Genomic DNA, 17,161 nt, shown 5'->3' with positions numbered 1-17,161 from the left:
GCAGTTTTAGTGCGCGGGGCAGGGCGTCGCCGGGCGGCGCTCGATATCCGGTTCGAAATCTTCGATCAAACGGCAGATGGCCTGACCATCGGGGGCGCATTCGCCCTTGCCGGCCCAGTCGTCGAAGGCGTTCTGCATCACCAGCGCCAGGCGCTGACATTCCTCGATATGTGCCTGTAGCGCCGTCAGGCGTTCGCTCAGCAGGTCGCGTACCTCAGAGCAGGGTGCGTGGCCGTTATCGGCACTGCTGAGAATCTGCTGCGTGTCTTTCAGGCTAAAGCCCAAGCGGCGGGCGCGAGCGATAAAGCGCAGGCGTTGCAGGTCCGTGCTGGAATACTCCTGATAGCCGTTATCCGGGTTGCGCGAGGGCCTGAGCAGGCTGAGATCTGTGTAGTGACGCACCGTCTCACTGCTTACAGCGGCGGCTTTGGCAAGTTGGGCTACGCGCATAGTCACTCTCCATTGATAAGGGCCGCGCCAGGTTAAAACCTGGGGGCGGCCCTTGGGTCAAGCGCAGGTTATTCAGCGATCTGCAGCTTGCGCGCCTCATGGTAGAAGAAGCGAATTTTCTCGTACTCAAACGGCGAGTTGAGCTGGCCGTAGCGGAAGTTCACCGTGGAGCGCTGGTCGACTACTTCTAGCAGGGTAATTTCCGGGTGACTGACGCTGGCTTCGGCGACATTCAGCCAGTTGACCTGGCTTTTAACCGTAAAGTCCGCCACCAGGCCGCCGGTATCGCGCAGGTTCGATGGCCCCAGCAACGGCAGGATCAGGTAGGGCCCAGCCGGTGTGCCGTAATAGCCAAGGGTCTGGCCGAAGTCTTCCTTCTGCTTGGGCAGGCCCATGCGCGTGGCGGGGTCCCACAGGCCGGCGACTCCCAAGGTGGTGTTGAGCAGCAGGCGCCCGGTGGTCTGCATGGCGCGCTTGCCCTTGAGTTGCAGTGCGCTGTTGAGCAAGTTGGGCACGTCTCCCAGGTTGCTGAAGAAATTGCTGACGCCTGTCTGCACCAAGTTGGGGGTGATGTAGCGGTAGCCATCGACAATCGGCAGGAATACCCACTCATCGAAGCGGTAGTTGAAGTGATAGACGCGACGGTTCCACGACTCCAGCGGGTCATAGACCTGCAGTGCGTCGAGGGTCGAGCGCTCGAACTCACGCTCATCCAGCCCAGGGTTGAACTGCAGGTGTTGTAACGGTTGTTTGAAGCCATCGTCATCGACGCTGTGCTCTGCGTGGGCAAGGCTGCTAGCCAACGCCAGGGCCAGTAGTAAGGCAATGCGAGAAGTCTTAACCACGGAAAAACTCCAGCATGGCGTCGCTATTGACGCGGTAATTGAGGTTGCCGCAATGGCCACCCAGCGGATAAACGGTCAGGCGATCACCCAGAGTACGGCGCAAAAAGCCCAGGTCACCCGGGCCGAGGATCACATCATCGGCGTTATGCATAACGGCAATCTTGCTGCTGTTTTTCAGGTAGTCAGCCACGGCATACAAGCTGACTTGGTCGATCAGTTGCGCAATGCTGCCGCCATCAGTGCGGGCGCGCCACATTGGAATCACCTGTTCGGTCAGGTAACAGTCGAAGTCGCACTGCAGGGCGCGGCGAAAGAACGGCGTAAGGCTGGTGCCTTCACTGATCGGGTAGTCGATCGGGGTGATCAGGCCACGACGGTTGATCAGGTCCGAGGTAAAGGTGATGTCGGCGGAGGAGAAGCGGAACGCGGCGCCGATCAGCATGGCCATTTGCTCGTCGCTGAGTTTCTCCTTAGAGTTCTGGAAGTCATAGAGCAGTGCGTCGTTGATATCGACATAGCCCTTGTCCTGGAAGTAACGGGTCAGCTTACCCAGTACCAGCTCATAGAAATTGGTGCTGTTGTCGATGCCCTCAACCTTGGTTTGCACCATACGGTCGAGGTTGGTGATTGAGGTGTAGAGGTTGACCGGCGGGTTGAGAAGCAGCACGCGCTTGAAGTTGAAGCTGCGCCGGGTTTCATCCAGCTCGCTGACAAAGGCCGCCTGCAGCGCGCCCAGGCTATAGCCGGTGAGGTGAAATTCGCTGACTTTCAGGCGAGGGTGTTGCGCACGCACGGCCTGCATGGCGCGGTACAGATCGTCGGCGTCTTCGCGGGTAATGCCGGGTGTGGCAAAACGCGAGGCCGAGGTCATAAAGTCATAACTAGTTGGCGACGACAACTGCACCACGTGGTAGCCCGCGCCGTAAAACAGCTTCTTCAGGTATTCCGGGGTGCTGCTGGCGTAATGCGCGCCCGTGCCGGCGATGATAAAAATCAGCGGTGCTTCGCCGGGCTGGGTTGCCAGGCGATAGCGCATTTTGGTGACCGACCAGAAGTTGTCCGGTAATTCGAATTCGCGCTCAGGGCGCAATTTGATCTGGTAGTCACTCTGGTTGATATCAGCATCGGCTGGCAACTCAGGTCGCAGTTCTGGCGGCGTAGTCGCCAGAGTGGCTTCGAATGCGTTGCTGATGGGGTAGCCGTAGCTGCTGGCGTCGATATCGGCCGCGCTGACGGGAGCGATCAGTGCCAGGCAACTAAGAAGGGCAAGCAGACGAGGGACATGCGACATGGCTAAATCTCTTGAGAGCTAGGGCTGGTTCTATGCAGATGCATGATGCCGGTTGAATTTGACCATAGAAGTCAGGCTAAGTGCCGTTTAGTTATAGTTGCGTACGTTTTCAGGCGAAAGCGCCATGTCGAAACGCGGTATTACTAGGGCAATACCGCCAGTTGCTCGACCCAGATCAGCTCGCAGGCTCCATCGCCAGTGTCTTCTCGGCTGAGCGAGCTGGCCCAGCGATAGCCGTCGTCGCCATCGACCCTTACCAGTTGTCCGCTGAGGCGAATGTGCTGGCCTTCTTTGAGCCCGGCCAGGGTGCTGGCTACTTCAGGGGTGGCGGGTATCAGGTGCATATTGGCGCTATGGATCTCGATCTGCCGGCGTTCGATCGGCAACTGCTCAGCGCGCCAGAAGTACCAGCGGTTGCGCTGACTGATGCTGATATGGCGCAGTACTTCGGGGTCGGCCATTGGTCCCCAGCCGAGCGCCAGGTCAGTCGGCGAGAGTTTGGCGCCACGGTCGAAGTAGTAGTCTTCACGGCCGAGAACGCGTGCTTCGAGTTGAAAACTCTCCAACCTGCTGATCGTGTGCTCCGCCACGCGCCAGCTATCACTGGACAGCGGCGTGCTAGCAGGCGGACCACTGGGTGTGGGCAGCAGTATGACCCACAGCATCCAGAGGCCGAGCAGGCTTGCGGCGATCAGTATCAGGCGACGTATCAGCATGGCTGGATTCTAGCTGGAGAGACCGCAGGGGGGCGATCTCGGGGGTGTTATCTGTGACGCGGCAGCTTATCCTACGCAGCCTTTTATCTGCTTGAGTTGCCCATGCCCCGTTATCTGCCTCTGATTGCTCTGCTGATCGCGGCAGCCTTGTGTCTGGCGCTGAGCGTTGCCCTGCGTTACCAGCTGATGGAAGGCGCGCAGTGGGTTGGCCTGTGCGTCGATGCCCCGCAGCAGTTGGCTTGCCAGGTGCGCGCAAGCCTTGGCTGGTTGATCCACTTCCGCGTATTGGCCTGGGCTTCGTTGTTGTGTGCCGTGTTGGCATTTGTGCTGCCAGGTGCCTGGGGTAAGCGCCTGGCGGTGCCGGCATTGTTGCTCGCTCTACCGGCGTTGGTGTTGTACAGCGCTAGCCTTGCGGTATTTGCCGTAGTGTTGGCGCTGCTGCGCTGGGTGCGCGCGCCACAAACCGCCTGATCAGGCGGTTTGTGCTTTAACCCGCAGGCTGCGCCATAGCGCCGCCACCAGTAGCACGCAGGTCAGCGCCCAACCTAAGGCCTGCCAGTTGCTCAGGGTTTCCTGGTACAGCTGCGGCGCAATGCACGCGCCGATCAGCAGCGCGAGCAGGGCGATTTCACGGCGGTAGCCACCTACCGGACGGCACAGATAAACCAGTGCCGGCAGCAAGAGCGCTGCGCTGGGGAAGCTGCGGTAGCGCGCATCCGCTACCAGGGCGAGCATCATCACCGCGCCGGCAAAGCCGCTTAGCGCCAGCCACAGGGCGCCATGGCTGTGCAGCCTGCTGAACGCGCGTTCGCGCCAGCCATTGCGGCTGCTTAGTAGCAGCGCTGCATGGCTCAGTACCAGTAGATTCAGCAGAATAAGCGCGGCGGCCCAGAGCCATTCGCCGAGGTAACGGCTGGTAACCAGGGTCAATTCTGCAAACAGGCCGATACAGCCGGCGCCGAGTGCCGCCAGCAGCGGCAATAACAGCGCGGCGCGTGGCGACTGAGGGCGGCCGGCCAGCAGTAGGGTGGCGGCTGCAATGATCAGGCTGAAGACCAGCCAGGTCGGCCAGTGCGGCAGGTTGGATACGGCGCCAGCGAGGATCGATTTGTCCTCGCGGTCGGCGTCATACAGGCCCCAATAACCGCCAACGGCACCTTCGCTGATGCGTTTCCACGGCTGGTCAAACGCCTCGATCAGGTTGTAGCGCCAGCCGTTTTGCTCGGCCAAGGCGACAAAGCCACGGATGAACTTCGCCTGATTGACCAGGTTTGGCACTGCGGTTTCGCGCTGGCGGCCTTCGCTCGGCCAGCCGGTTTCGCCAATCATGATGTCCTTCGGTGCATAAGCATTGCCGAAGGTCTGGCGCACCTCGGCCACCTCATGCAGCGCCGTTTCGATGCCAGCGGGGTTGTCTTCCCAGTAGGGCAGTAGGTGGATGGTGATGAAATCCACCGTTGGCGCAACTTCCGGGTGCTTGAGCCAAAACTCCCAGACATCGGCGTAGGTCACTGGTTGTTTGATCTGCGCCTTGACCTGCTCGATCAGTGCCACCAATTGCTGCGGAGTGACTTCCTTGCGTAGCAGCGCCTCGTTTCCGACGATCACCGCTTGGACCACATCCGGGTTCGCGTTGGCGATTTTCACCAAACCAGCGATCTCAACCGCGGTATCGGTTGGATTACGGCTGACCCAGGCGCCGACGATCAGTTTCAGGCCATGCTTGCGTGCCATGTTCGGCAGCTCTTCCAAGCCGGTCACCGAGTAGGTGCGCAGGCACTCGAAGCGTTCGGCGAGCAGTGCGAGGTCGGCATCCATACGCTCGGGACGCAGCTGCATCGGCTGGTCGAAAGGCGATTGATCCTTGTCGAACGGTGTATAGGACGCGCACTGCAGCTTGTGCGTGGGCGTTGCCGCATCTGCCAGTTCGACCGGTTGACCAATACCAAACCACAGGCCGCAAAGCGCCAACAGGCCAAGCAGGCAGGCAAACACGTGTGGTGCAGCAGGGAAGCGAGAAGTGGCGGGCATGATCGGGCGCGTATGGTGACTGAGCCGCGCATAGTAGCGGATTGGCTCAGTTCCTCGCTGGCTGTTTTACGCCCGGCTCGAAGGTTTAACCTGGCCTCAAGCCTGGTGATGCAACCAGGCATGTCTGGGGCGAGCTGCGGCAGTTGTTGAGCGACCTTCGATGCGCTGCCAGACCTTCTCGTGGAAGTAGAAACCCACCGAGTTGCACAGCGGTTCGATGGCGGCCACCAGCCCGCTGGCAGCGATGCTACCGGTCAGTGCGTAAGTGACGCCGAAGGCGATGCAGAAGTGCATTAGGGTGAAAGTCACAGTCTTGAGCATGGCGCACCTCGAGTGAGAATTATTCTTCATTGAGGTGCAGCCTAGCTGCTCAAGCTCGATTGTAGAAATGTTTCAATTGAATGGCTTTAATAGTTTTCGATGATTTAAACGTTGTGCTGCTCTTGCAGTTGTTAGCGGGTAAGAACGCCAATCAAAACTGCTTGGAACAGTTCTAACGTCGTGTAGCGGCGGGCCGAAGGGTGATGACCACGGGTGGAAAGCCATAAAAAAACCCGCACTAGGCGGGTTTTTACTTTCAAGCTGGCTTGAAAAGGTGGTTCGTGTAGCTTTCTGATCTATGAGTAATTGGTTAAAACCAGCTGCTCTATCAGTTGAGTCAAGGACTCGAAAATGGTCGGGGTAGGGGGATTCGAACTCCCGACATCCTGCTCCCAAAGCAGGCGCGCTACCGGACTGCGCTATACCCCGATGTACTGCTGGCTCCGCGACCAGGACTCGAACCTGGGACCCAATGATTAACAGTCATTTGCTCTACCGACTGAGCTATCGCGGAACGATGGCGCGTATCCTACTGATTAGAAAGGGGAAGTCAAGCCCTGGCTGACTTTCCTGTTGAATCAGAGTACGGCTGCGATGGCCTCGGTAACGGCCGGCAGATTGCGCTGATTGAGTGCCGCAACGCAGATGCGCCCTGTTCCAACGGCATAGATGCCGAACTCGTTACGCAGGCGCTCGACTTGCTCGGTCGTCAGGCCGGAGTAAGAGAACATGCCGCGTTGTGCTGCCACAAAGCTGAAGTCGCGCTTGGCGCCCAGGGCTGCCAGCTGCTCGACCATGGCCATGCGCATACCACGAATGCGCTCGCGCATTTCACCCAGTTCGGCTTCCCACATAGCGCGCAGTTCCGGGCTGTTGAGCACGGTGGCTACTACGCTGGCTCCGTGAGTTGGCGGGTTGGAGTAGTTGGTGCGGATGACGCGCTTGACCTGCGACAGCACGCGCCCCGTTTCTTCTTGCGAGCCGGTAACGATGGACAGCGCGCCAACGCGCTCGCCATACAGGGAGAACGATTTGGAGAACGAGCTGGAGACGAAGAAGGTCAGGTCGGACTCAGCAAACAGGCGCACGGCCTCAGCGTCTTGTTCAATGCCATCGCCAAAGCCTTGGTAGGCGATGTCGAGGAACGGCACGTGTTCGCGCTCGCGGAGGATCTCCAGCACGGCTTTCCAGTCGTCCAGCGTCAGGTCAACACCAGTCGGGTTATGGCAGCAGGCATGCAGTACGACGATTGAGCGCGTTGGCAGGTTTTTCAGGTCTTCGAGCAGGCCGCCACGGTTAACACCATTGCTGAAGGCATCGTAGTAACGGTAATTGCGCACCGGGAAACCTGCAGACTCAAACAGCGCGCGGTGGTTTTCCCAGCTTGGGTCGCTGATGGCTACGGTGGCGTCAGGTAGCAGGCGCTTGAGGAAGTCTGCACCGACTTTCAGAGCGCCAGTGCCGCCAATGGCTTGGGTAGTGATTACGCGACCTTGCTCAAGCAGCGGCGAGCCCTGGCCGAACAGCATGGTTTGCACGGCTTTGTCATAAGCGGCAATGCCCTCGATCGGCAGGTAACCACGTGGCGCATGTGCCGCCGTCAGGATGGTTTCCGCTTCGGCCACTGCGCGCAGCAGCGGGATGCGCCCTTCTTCGGTGGTGTAAACACCAACGCCCAGGTTGACCTTGGTGGTGCGAGGGTCAGCGTTGAATGCTTCATTGAGGCCCAGAATGGGGTCGCGCGGTGCCATTTCGACGGCAGAGAACAGGCTCATGGGTGCGGCAGCTCTGAAGAGGAGAAGTGGGGGTCAGGCAACACCCTGCTAGGGGTTGCGTAAGTGCAGCGGTAGTATACCGGCGCATAACCTGTGCTGCGACAGCAGGCACACGCTTTTCACCGGTTATGACGTAGGCTTTCAGGTCGCGTCACAACCGCTTGTCGAGGTCCGTCATGTCCGAGTTTCAATTGGTCACCCGTTTCCAGCCAGCCGGCGATCAGCCGGAGGCTATTCGGCAGATGGTCGAGGGCCTGGAGGCGGGCCTTTCGCACCAGACATTGCTCGGCGTAACGGGATCGGGCAAGACGTTTTCTATTGCTAATGTGATCGCGCAGATTCAGCGCCCGACCTTGGTGTTGGCGCCGAACAAGACCCTGGCCGCGCAGTTGTATGGCGAGTTCAAGAGTTTTTTCCCGAACAACGCGGTGGAGTATTTCGTTTCCTATTACGACTACTACCAGCCAGAAGCCTACGTGCCGTCCTCCGATACATTTATCGAGAAGGATGCCTCGATCAACGACCATATCGAGCAGATGCGTCTGTCGGCGACCAAGGCGCTGCTGGAGCGGCCGGACGCCATCATCGTCACCACTGTGTCGTGCATCTACGGCCTGGGTAGCCCTGAGTCGTATCTGAAAATGGTGCTGCACGTCGATCGTGGCGACAAAATGGACCAGCGCGCCTTGCTACGCCGCTTGGCCGATCTGCAGTACACCCGTAACGACATGGACTTCGCCCGTTCGACCTTCCGCGTGCGCGGCGATGTGATCGATATATTCCCGGCAGAGTCGGACCTGGAAGCCGTGCGCATCGAACTGTTCGATGATGAGGTGGAGAGCATCTCGTCGTTCGATCCACTGACCGGCGAGGTGATCCGCAAGCTGCCGCGCTTCACCTTCTATCCCAAGAGCCACTACGTCACCCCGCGTGACGTGCTGCTGGAAGCGGTGGAGAAGATCAAGGTCGAGTTGGTGGAGCGGCTGGAGTACCTGCGCAGTAACAACAAGCTGGTGGAAGCCCAGCGCCTGGAGCAGCGCACCCGTTTCGATCTGGAAATGATCGTTGAGCTGGGTTACTGCAATGGCATCGAAAACTACTCGCGCTACCTCTCCGGGCGCGACTCCGGCCAGCCGCCGCCGACGTTGTATGACTACCTGCCGGACCAAGCGCTGCTGGTGATCGACGAATCCCATGTCTCGGTGCCGCAGGTCGGTGCCATGTACAAAGGCGACCGCTCGCGCAAGGAAACCCTGGTGGAATATGGCTTCCGCCTGCCTTCGGCGCTGGACAACCGGCCGATGAAGTTTGATGAGTGGGAGGCGGCCAGCCCGCAGACCATTTTCGTCTCGGCGACACCGGGTAACTACGAAGCGGAGCATGCCGGGCGAGTGATCGAGCAGGTGGTGCGGCCGACTGGGCTGGTCGATCCGCAGATCGAAGTGCGTCCGGCGCTGACCCAGGTGGATGATCTGCTATCGGAGATCCATAAGCGCGTGGCGATTGAGGAGCGTGTTCTGGTCACCACCCTGACCAAACGCATGGCTGAGGATTTGACCGATTATCTGGCTGATCACGGCGTGAAAGTGCGCTACCTGCACTCCGATATCGATACCGTGGAGCGGGTTGAGATCATCCGCGATCTGCGCATTGGTGCCTTCGATGTATTGGTGGGTATCAACCTGTTGCGCGAAGGCTTGGACATGCCGGAAGTGTCGCTGGTGGCGATTCTCGATGCTGATAAAGAGGGCTTCCTGCGCTCTGAGCGTTCGTTGATCCAGACCATCGGCCGCGCCGCACGTAACCTCAACGGTCGGGCGATTCTGTATGCCGACCGCATGACTGGCTCGATGGAGCGCGCCATTGGTGAGACCGAGCGGCGGCGCAACAAGCAGATCGCCTTCAACGAAGCCAACGGCATTATCCCCAAGGGTGTGTTCAAGGACGTTCAGGACATTCTCGAGGGCGCAGTCGTTCCCGGTTCGCGCAGCAAGAAACGCAAGGGCATGGCTCAGGCCGCCGAAGAAAGTGCGCGTTACGAGAACGAGCTGCGCTCACCCAGTGAAATCACCAAGCGCATTCGTCAGCTCGAAGAGAAGATGTATGCGCTTGCACGCGATCTGGAGTTTGAAGCTGCGGCGCAGATGCGTGACGAGATTCAGAAACTGCGCGACCGGTTGTTGCAGGTGTAACAGGACGGGTATGGGGCGTTTGTGGGAGGGCTTTCCCTCCCGCCGATAGGTGTACTTAACGGCGACCGAAGATAATGAGCACCACGCCGCCCAGAGTAATGCCGCAGGCGAGCATGGCTGCGACGCTAAGATGTTCGTCCAGCAGCAGATAACCCAGCAGTAGAGCGACTACTGGGTTCACAAACGCAAAAGTCGACACCAGGCTGGGGCGTACCTCGCGCAACAGCCAGAAGTACGCTGGGTATACGCCCAGGCTTACTGGTAGCACCAGATACGCCAGCCAGAGCCAAGCGTTGCTGCTTAGGCTGCGCAGGTCCAGCGCCTGCCAGTCGCCGTGCCACAGGCCAAACAGTGCCAGCAGCATTGCCCCAATCAGCATTTGCAGGCTCAGACCCAGCCAGCTCGAGCGAAATGGCGGGCGCTGCCGCAGTAGCCAAGCCCCTCCGGCCCAGAGCAGTGTTGCGCTGACCACCAGCACCCCAGCGAACCATTGTTCGCCTGAGGCCGCTTGGCCCAGGCCGTTGTTCATCAGCAAGACAATGCCGCCGCAAGCCAGCGCTAGGCCGCAGAGCACCCACAGGGGGGGGCGCTCTCCGAGCAGCCACTCCAGCGCCACGCTCCACAACGGCAGGGTGGTGTAGAGCATGGCGAGCATGCCGGTTGGCAAATATTGATTGGCGTAGATGAGTGCACCCTGGCCGACCGTAATCAGGGTTAAACCACCCAGTAACACGCCCCCCCAGTCACTGCGCTGAATACGCAGCTGGCCGCTGAGAATTACCCACGTCAGGGCTATTAAGCCAGCAAAGGAAAAACGCAGGCTGCCGATGACGAACGGCGGCAGCTCCAGCAAGAGGAAGTGGTTGGCCAGGTAGGTTGTACCCCAGCCCAGGTAAATTACGGCGAACGCGATAATTAGCAGCAGTGTGCGAGTACGTGGGGCGAAGGTGGACATGGGGACCTGAAACGACAACGCGCCAGAGGTTGGCGCGGGTAGGGTTAGTGCGCCGCTGTGCCAGTGGTGCCCGCAGGCAGCTTTCTGGTTAGCAGCACCGCAATCATGCTGACGCCAAGGGCGATGCCAATGCAGTGGAAGGCGTCATTGTAGGCCATGATCGCTGCCTGCTGATGGGTGATTTCGCTGAGCTTGGCCAGTGCCGCTTGTTCGCTGCCGAGCTTTTCGGTCAGCAACGCCAGGCGCTCAGCGACCTGCGGGTTGCTCGGTACCAGGGCTTCGCGCAAGTAGTCGAAATACACTTTGGTCCGGCTGTCGAGCAGGGTGGCGAGTAGGGCGATGCCGATGGCACCGCCGAGGTTGCGCAGAATGTTGAACAGGCTGGAGGCCGAGCCAGCATCTTGCGGCATCACGTAGGCGGTGGCGATCAGCGAAATGGTCACCATCACCAAGGGTTGACCGAGCGCGCGAATAATCTGGATATGGTTGAACTGCTCGCCGGCAAAGTCCGGATTGAGTACGCCCGAGAGGAAACTGGCTCCACCGAACAGGCCAAAGCCAATGGCGCAGAGCCACTTCGGGGAAATCTTTTTCATCATTAGCGGTACGAAGGGGATGAGGAATAGTTGCGGTACACCCATCCACATAATCACTTCGCCGATCTGCAGGGCGTTGTAGCCCTGGATTTGTGCCAGGTACAACGGCAATACATAGATCGAGCCATATAAGCCCATGCCCAGGCCGACGCTGGAGATACTCGACAGGCCAAAGTTGCGCTCGCGCAACACACCGAGATTGATCAGTGGGTTGGGGCGTGACACCTGCAGAATGACAAATAGCACCAGGCTGATCGCGGCAATGCTGCCCAGGCCGCTGATCAGGTTCGACTCCAGCCAGTCCTTGCGATGGCCTTCCTCTAGAAATACCTGCAAGCAGCCGAGCCCTAGACCGAGGGTGAGAATGCCTGCGTAGTCAGTGCTTTTCAGCATGTCCCAATTCGACGCTTTCTTTTCCAGGCCGTAGAGCAGCCCGGCAATCATCAGCAAGCCCGGTGGCACGTTGATGTAGAAAATGTATTCCCAGCCGAAGTTCTCTGTCAGCCAGCCACCGAGCGTAGGGCCGATTGACGGTGCGAAGGTCGCGGTCAGGGCAAACAGCGCCATGCCTTTGGCGCGGTGATGCTCAGGTAGTTTGATCAGCGTCAGGGTGAACGCCAGTGGGATCAATGCACCGCCGGTAAAGCCCTGCATGGCGCGGAATACGATCATGCTCTCCAGGCTCCAGGCCAGTGAGCAGAGCAGTGAGGAAAACAGAAAACCGATGGACACCCACACGGCCAGGCGCCGTGCCGAGAGCAACTGCACCAGCCAGGCGGTGAGCGGGATCATGATGATCTCCGCGACCAGGTAGGAGGTGGAAATCCACGAGCCTTCCTCCAGGGTGGCCGATAGCGCGCCCTGGATGTCCTTGAGTGAGGAGTTGGTGATCTGGATATCCAATACCGCCATAAAGGCGCCGAGCATGGCGCTCATCACTGCGATCCAGTCACGCCGGCTCGGTTCACCCGTTGGGCGGATCAGCGAATCACCTGTCATGTTATGGCTCGGACCGCAGGTCGACCTTGACCTCGACCGACATGCCCGGACGAATCAGACCTTTGAGTGGATTATCCACGGCGAAGGTCAGTTTTACCGGGATGCGCTGCACTACCTTGGTGAAGTTGCCGGTGGCGTTATCCGGCGGCAGCAGGCTGAACTGAGCGCCGGAGGCGGCAAACAGGCTTTCAACGTGCGCCTCAATCGGTGTGTCGGGGAAGCTGTCGAAGGTCAGCTCAGCGCTCTGCCCAGGGCGCATGTGGCCGATCTGGGTTTCTTTGAAGTTGGCTTGGATCCATATGTCCTGATCCGGCACCAGTGACAGCAGGTAGGCGCCCGCCTGAACAACTTGGCCGTTGCGGGCCGCACGTTGGCCGATAAAGCCGCTGATTGGTGCATGGATTTGCGTGCGGGTAAGGTTCAGTTCGGCCTGTGCCAAGTCGCTGCGGGCGCTTGCGATTTGCGCCTCCAGGCGTTTGATCTCGGCGTTCAGGGTGTTGATTTGTTGGCGCTGGGCTTGCAGGTCAGCCTGCGCTTTGCTCACTTGTGAGCTGGCGATACGGCTGTCGGCGGTCAGGGTAGTGACCCGCTCCGCGGAGATAAATCCAGGCTTCTGCAGGGTTTTCGCGCGCGATAGATCGATTTGGGTGCGGCCCAGGGTGGCTTGGCTTGCCGAGACATCCGCTTGGCTGGCGGCTATCAGGCTGGCTTGTTGCTCCAGCGTGCTGCGCGCCTGGCTCAACTCCGCTTCACGGGTGGCCAGGGTCGCCTCGGCGCGTTGCCTGGCCAGCTCGAAGTCTGCGCTTTCTAGCACCAGCAACAATTCGCCTTGCTCGACGTGCTGGTTGTCTTGCACCAACACGTTGTCAATGCGTGCGCCTAGCTGGCTGGATACGCGGGTAATCTCGCCCTGTACGTAAGCGTTGTCGGTACTTTCCAGGTAGCGGCCGATCAGCAGCCAGTGGCCGAAAAAGGCGGCGATGATCAAAACGAGGATGGTCAGGAAGACAAATAGGCGGCGTTGCAGTTGGGCGGGCATGGCAGGTGCTCGAAGGTCGGGCAAAAATTGTAAGTGAATCTAACAGTGTTCCTTTCGCGCCTGTAGTCGCTAGAATTCATAAACTTTGTTGCTTCTAGGGAACAATAATGGGGCTGGATGATGCGCTGATCTTCACTCGCGTGGTCGAGTGCCACAGTTTTACCCAGGCGGCACAGGGCCTGGGCATGCAAAAGTCGACAGTCAGCCGGCGCATTGCCCTGCTTGAAGAGCGGTTAGGCGTGCGCCTGCTCAATCGCACCACGCGCAAGCTGCGCCTGACCGAAGTGGGGCAGGCCTATTACGAGCGCTGCCGGCAGATCATGCTCGATTTCGCCGAGGCCGAGCAGGCAGTGATGCAATTGCAGCTGGCTCCTGCCGGTTTGTTGCGTATCAGTGCGCCAATCGAATTTGGTCAGCTGTTTCTCGGGCGGGTGCTGGGTGAATTTATGCGTCAGTACCCGCAGATCACCGCAGAAGTGGAGTTGACCTCGCGGCGCGTTGATCCGGTCGAGGAGGGTGTGGACATTGCCATCCTGGTCGGTCAGCCGCAGGACTCCACCCTGATCGCGCGCAAGGTCTATGAGACCAGTCGGGGCTTGTATGCTAGCCCCGACTACCTGGCGCGGCACGGTACGCCGCAGACTGTTGCCGAGCTGGCTGGGCATCGTGCGGTCGTGCTGCCCAATGACTCGACGCGTTACTGGCCGTTGGAGGGGGAGAGCATTGCCTGCCAGGGCGTGCTGTCGTGCAACAACATCACCTTTGCCCGCGAGGTGGCCATGGCCGGCGCTGGGATTGCCGGCTTGCCGATCATGATTTGCGAGGCGGCGGTACAGACCGGGCAGTTGGTTGCGTTGCTTCCCGAGGCGCGCCTGCCGGCTGGCGAACTGTATGCGGTCTACCCGTCACGGCGCTTTCAGGCCATGAAAGTGAAAACCTTTCTCGACTTTCTGATTCGCAGTCTGCCGTTGTCAGCTGGTCGGCTGCTGGAGCCGCCCATGGCTGGCCTGTTAACATCGGCGCCTTAATCCGCGTTCACTGCAACTCTTCGAGACTTTCCATGACCACCGTCCGCACCCGTATTGCGCCGTCGCCCACTGGTGATCCGCACGTAGGCACCGCCTATATCGCCCTGTTCAACCTGTGTTTTGCCCGTCAGCACGGTGGCGAGTTTATCCTGCGTATCGAAGACACAGACCAGCTGCGTTCCACCCGTGAGTCGGAACAGCAGATCTATGACGCCCTGCGCTGGCTCGGCATTGAATGGAGCGAAGGCCCGGACGTCGGCGGCCCGCACGGCCCGTATCGGCAGAGCGAGCGCGGCCACATCTACCAAAAATACAGCGCTGAGCTGGTGCAGAAGGGCCATGCCTTCCACTGTTTCTGCAGTGCCGAGCGCCTGGACAAGCTGCGCGCCGAGCAGATGGAGGCCAAGCAGACGCCGCGTTACGACGGCCACTGCATGCACCTTTCTGCTGAAGAGTTGCAGCAGCGCTTAGCGGCTGGTGAGCCGAATGTGGTGCGCATGAAGGTGCCGACCGAAGGCGTCTGTGTGGTGCCCGATATGCTGCGTGGCGAGGTCGAGATTCCGTGGGACCGCATGGACATGCAGGTGCTGATGAAGACCGATGGTCTGCCCACCTACTTCCTGGCCAACGTGGTCGATGACCATCTGATGGGCATCACCCACGTGCTGCGCGGCGAAGAATGGCTGCCGTCGGCGCCCAAGCTGATTTTGCTGTACGAATACTTTGGCTGGGACAAACCGCAGCTGTGCTACATGCCGCTGCTGCGTAATCCAGACAAGAGCAAGCTGTCGAAACGCAAGAACCCGACCTCGATCACCTTTTACGAGCGCATGGGCTTTCTGCCGCAGGCGATGCTCAACTACCTTGGCCGCATGGGCTGGTCGATGCCGGACGAGCGCGAGAAATTCAGCCTCGACGAGATGGTCGAGCACTTCGACATAAACCGGGTTTCCTTGGGCGGACCGATCTTCGACCTGGAGAAACTGTCCTGGCTCAACGGTCAGTGGATGCGCGAGCTGAGCGTCGAAGAATTCGCCGCTGGTGCGCAGAAGTGGGCGTTCAACAGCAACTACCTGATGCAGATTGCACCGCATGTGCAGGGCCGGGTGGAAACCTTCAGCCAGATCGCGCCATTGGCCAGCTTCTTCTTTGCCGGCGGCGTAGCCCCGGATGTCGCGCTGTTCGAGCACAAGAAGCTCTCGGCCGAGCAGGTGCGTCAGCTTATGCAGTTGATCCTGTGGAAGCTTGAAGCGCTACGCCAGTGGGAAAAAGACAAGATCACCAGCTGCATCCAGGCGGTGGTCGAGCACCTGGAGCTGAAACTGCGCGACGCCATGCCGCTGATGTTTGCTGCCGTCACCGGCCAGGCCAGCTCGGTCTCGGTGCTCGATGCCATGGAAATCCTAGGCCCGGACCTGACGCGTTTCCGTCTGCGTCAGGCCATTGAGCTGCTCGGTGGCGTGTCGAAGAAGGAAAACAAAGAGTGGGAAAAACTGTTGGCGTCCATTGCCTAATCAGCTAAATGCCTCATCCGGCCGTCGTTTGGGCGTGCCGTGATGGGGTAAGTGGTTGTTCTGTCAGCATAAAGAATGCTGGCGTAGGTAAAAATATTGTTGACAGGTGTGGGGCGTGCTCTTAACATGCGCCCCGTCCTTGAGATGGGGCTATAGCTCAGCTGGGAGAGCGCTTGCATGGCATGCAAGAGGTCAACGGTTCGATCCCGTTTAGCTCCACCATCTTCAAAGCCGCAAGGCTTGCCACAATCAGCTCTTGTAGTTGGTTGGTTGTAGAAGGGTTACGTCCCCTTCGTCTAGTGGCCTAGGACACCGCCCTTTCACGGCGGTAACAGGGGTTCGAGTCCCCTAGGGGACGCCAGTTTCAAAAAGCAGTGCTGGTTTGGGCTGTGAGCCGAGAGGCGATAAATCCGGGGGTATAGCTCAGCTGGGAGAGCGCTTGCATGGCATGCAAGAGGTCAACGGTTCGATCCCGTTTATCTCCACCAATTTTGCAGTAGTAGCAACTGCCACGGGGCCAGCGTAAAGCTGGCCTTGTTCTTCGAAGGTTTCGTCCCCTTCGTCTAGTGGCCTAGGACACCGCCCTTTCACGGCGGTAACAGGGGTTCGAGTCCCCTAGGGGACGCCATTTTTGCCCGCTATGCGGGATTTTGAAGGGTCATTCATTATTGAATGGCCCTTTTGTTTTTATGGCCTTTCATCCCTGGCGGCCACCCTGCGGGCCGTCGCTACGCGACGTTAAAAATTTCTCTAGGCAATTTTTTCTACCTCCTGAGCATTATTTCTCCAGCCGATCAGCGGTTGCCGCGCAGGCTTGCCTAATTATATTTCGCCTATAATATTATGATCGTAATGTTAAGGAGGCGAACATGAGCGAGAAGAAGGCGCAAACCCGCGAACGCATTCTGGCCGCTGCCGGTGAGGCGCTGCTGCAGCGTGGCCTGGTCGAACCCGGTGTGGGCGAGGTGATGGGTGCTGCGGGCCTGACGGTAGGCGGCTTCTACGCGCATTTTGAGAACAAGGAAGCGCTGATGCTGGAAGTATTTCAGCAGATGCTCTGCCAGCGTCGGGAGCGGGTCGCGCAGCTTGATCCGGCGCTGACTGGCCAAGACCGCCGCGTGCTGTTGGCTGCTTTCTATCTGTCTCGCAAGCACCGCGATGCCCGCGAGCAGGGCTGCCCGCTGCCCAGCTCGTTAGGCGAGCTGGGGCGTATGCCGGATGGTTTTCGTGCGGTGCTGGCGGAGCACATCGAGCTGATGACCGCACAGCTGGCGGGCAGCCCTGAGGAGGCTGAGCAGGCGCTGGCCGATATCGCCTTGATGGTCGGAGGGCTGGCGCTGGCACGCGCGCTAGGCCCTGGTGAGTTGTCTGATCGAGTTTTGCGTGCCGCTAAATCGGCAATCGTCTGA

General features: G+C 59.5%; 15 protein-coding genes and 6 tRNA genes. 9 read left to right on the top strand and 12 right to left on the bottom strand.

The features are described 5' to 3' along the window. Positions 1-6: 6 nt before the first annotated feature. From ACIGEK_RS14140 to ACIGEK_RS14125, 4 genes are all read right to left on the bottom strand, one after another. Positions 7-450 carry a MerR family DNA-binding protein gene (locus ACIGEK_RS14140; protein WP_397493900.1) on the bottom strand — a complete coding sequence of 148 codons (444 nt, stop codon included), beginning with the start codon at positions 448-450 and terminating at the stop codon, positions 7-9. A 68-nt stretch (positions 451-518) separates the two neighbouring features. Further along, the gene (locus ACIGEK_RS14135; RefSeq protein ID WP_397494025.1) at positions 519-1,277 is read right to left on the bottom strand and encodes a VacJ family lipoprotein; all 759 of its coding nucleotides are present in this window, start codon (positions 1,275-1,277) and stop codon (positions 519-521) included. A 10-nt stretch (positions 1,278-1,287) separates the two neighbouring features. Next, the gene (locus ACIGEK_RS14130) at positions 1,288-2,586 is read right to left on the bottom strand and encodes a serine/threonine protein kinase (protein ID WP_397493899.1); all 1,299 of its coding nucleotides are present in this window, start codon (positions 2,584-2,586) and stop codon (positions 1,288-1,290) included. Positions 2,587-2,729: 143 nt separating this feature from the next. Beyond that, complete coding sequence (locus ACIGEK_RS14125) at positions 2,730-3,302, bottom strand: hypothetical protein (protein WP_397493898.1); 573 nt, start codon at positions 3,300-3,302, stop codon at positions 2,730-2,732. 102 nt (positions 3,303-3,404) lie between these two features. Here ACIGEK_RS14125 and ACIGEK_RS14120 point away from each other — a divergent pair, with 102 nt between their 5' ends. Beyond that, positions 3,405-3,773 carry a hypothetical protein gene (locus ACIGEK_RS14120; RefSeq protein WP_397493897.1) on the top strand — a complete coding sequence of 123 codons (369 nt, stop codon included), beginning with the start codon at positions 3,405-3,407 and terminating at the stop codon, positions 3,771-3,773. Here ACIGEK_RS14120 and ACIGEK_RS14115 read toward each other — a convergent pair whose 3' ends face one another. The 5 genes from ACIGEK_RS14115 to ACIGEK_RS14095 all read right to left on the bottom strand — a co-directional run bounded on the left by ACIGEK_RS14115 (position 3,774) and on the right by ACIGEK_RS14095 (position 7,429). Continuing rightward, positions 3,774-5,333 carry a beta (1-6) glucans synthase gene (locus ACIGEK_RS14115; RefSeq protein ID WP_397493896.1) on the bottom strand — a complete coding sequence of 520 codons (1,560 nt, stop codon included), beginning with the start codon at positions 5,331-5,333 and terminating at the stop codon, positions 3,774-3,776. Between the two features lie 96 nt (positions 5,334-5,429). Continuing rightward, positions 5,430-5,654, bottom strand: coding sequence for a DUF2061 domain-containing protein (locus ACIGEK_RS14110; RefSeq protein ID WP_397493895.1), 225 nt, complete (start codon positions 5,652-5,654; stop codon positions 5,430-5,432). 352 nt (positions 5,655-6,006) lie between these two features. Beyond that, positions 6,007-6,083: transfer RNA gene (locus ACIGEK_RS14105), tRNA-Pro, on the bottom strand. A 9-nt stretch (positions 6,084-6,092) separates the two neighbouring features. Then, a tRNA-Asn gene (locus tag ACIGEK_RS14100) sits at positions 6,093-6,168 on the bottom strand. A 64-nt stretch (positions 6,169-6,232) separates the two neighbouring features. Then, positions 6,233-7,429, bottom strand: coding sequence for an amino acid aminotransferase (locus ACIGEK_RS14095; protein WP_397493894.1), 1,197 nt, complete (start codon positions 7,427-7,429; stop codon positions 6,233-6,235). 176 nt (positions 7,430-7,605) lie between these two features. Here ACIGEK_RS14095 and uvrB point away from each other — a divergent pair, with 176 nt between their 5' ends. Then, on the top strand, positions 7,606-9,621 hold the full coding sequence (gene uvrB / locus ACIGEK_RS14090; RefSeq protein ID WP_397493893.1) for an excinuclease ABC subunit UvrB: 2,016 nt from the start codon (positions 7,606-7,608) through the stop codon (positions 9,619-9,621). Positions 9,622-9,676: 55 nt separating this feature from the next. Here the strand turns inward: uvrB and ACIGEK_RS14085 are convergent, their stop codons facing one another. From ACIGEK_RS14085 to ACIGEK_RS14075, 3 genes are all read right to left on the bottom strand, one after another. After that, entirely contained in the window at positions 9,677-10,576 is a 900-nt protein-coding gene (locus ACIGEK_RS14085; protein WP_397493892.1) for an EamA family transporter, read from the bottom strand. Between the two features lie 44 nt (positions 10,577-10,620). Further along, complete coding sequence (locus tag ACIGEK_RS14080) at positions 10,621-12,111, bottom strand: MDR family MFS transporter (RefSeq protein WP_397494024.1); 1,491 nt, start codon at positions 12,109-12,111, stop codon at positions 10,621-10,623. A gap of 61 nt (positions 12,112-12,172) precedes the next feature. Continuing rightward, a complete protein-coding gene (locus tag ACIGEK_RS14075; protein ID WP_397493891.1) occupies positions 12,173-13,210 on the bottom strand; it encodes an HlyD family secretion protein in 1,038 nt (345 codons plus the stop codon). A gap of 107 nt (positions 13,211-13,317) precedes the next feature. Between ACIGEK_RS14075 and ACIGEK_RS14070 the strand changes: the two genes are divergently transcribed. From ACIGEK_RS14070 to ACIGEK_RS14040, 7 genes are all read left to right on the top strand, one after another. Beyond that, positions 13,318-14,238, top strand: a complete 921-nt coding sequence (locus ACIGEK_RS14070) for a LysR family transcriptional regulator (RefSeq protein ID WP_397493890.1) — start codon at positions 13,318-13,320, stop codon at positions 14,236-14,238. Positions 14,239-14,270: 32 nt separating this feature from the next. Further along, complete coding sequence (gene gltX / locus ACIGEK_RS14065; protein ID WP_397493889.1) at positions 14,271-15,752, top strand: glutamate--tRNA ligase; 1,482 nt, start codon at positions 14,271-14,273, stop codon at positions 15,750-15,752. A 146-nt stretch (positions 15,753-15,898) separates the two neighbouring features. Then, a tRNA-Ala gene (locus tag ACIGEK_RS14060) sits at positions 15,899-15,974 on the top strand. 63 nt (positions 15,975-16,037) lie between these two features. After that, a tRNA-Glu gene (locus ACIGEK_RS14055) sits at positions 16,038-16,113 on the top strand. Positions 16,114-16,164: 51 nt separating this feature from the next. Continuing rightward, a tRNA-Ala gene (locus ACIGEK_RS14050) sits at positions 16,165-16,240 on the top strand. A 64-nt stretch (positions 16,241-16,304) separates the two neighbouring features. Further along, positions 16,305-16,380: transfer RNA gene (locus tag ACIGEK_RS14045), tRNA-Glu, on the top strand. Positions 16,381-16,621: 241 nt separating this feature from the next. Further along, positions 16,622-17,161 carry a TetR/AcrR family transcriptional regulator gene (locus ACIGEK_RS14040; protein ID WP_397493888.1) on the top strand — a complete coding sequence of 180 codons (540 nt, stop codon included), beginning with the start codon at positions 16,622-16,624 and terminating at the stop codon, positions 17,159-17,161.

It is taken from the genome of Pseudomonas sp. NPDC079086, from assembly GCF_044542155.1.
In the GTDB taxonomy this organism is placed as follows: Bacteria; Pseudomonadota; Gammaproteobacteria; order Pseudomonadales; family Pseudomonadaceae; genus Aquipseudomonas.
The sequence above is the reverse complement of the archived record's forward strand: the minus strand, read 5'-3'. Positions and strand labels throughout refer to the sequence as shown.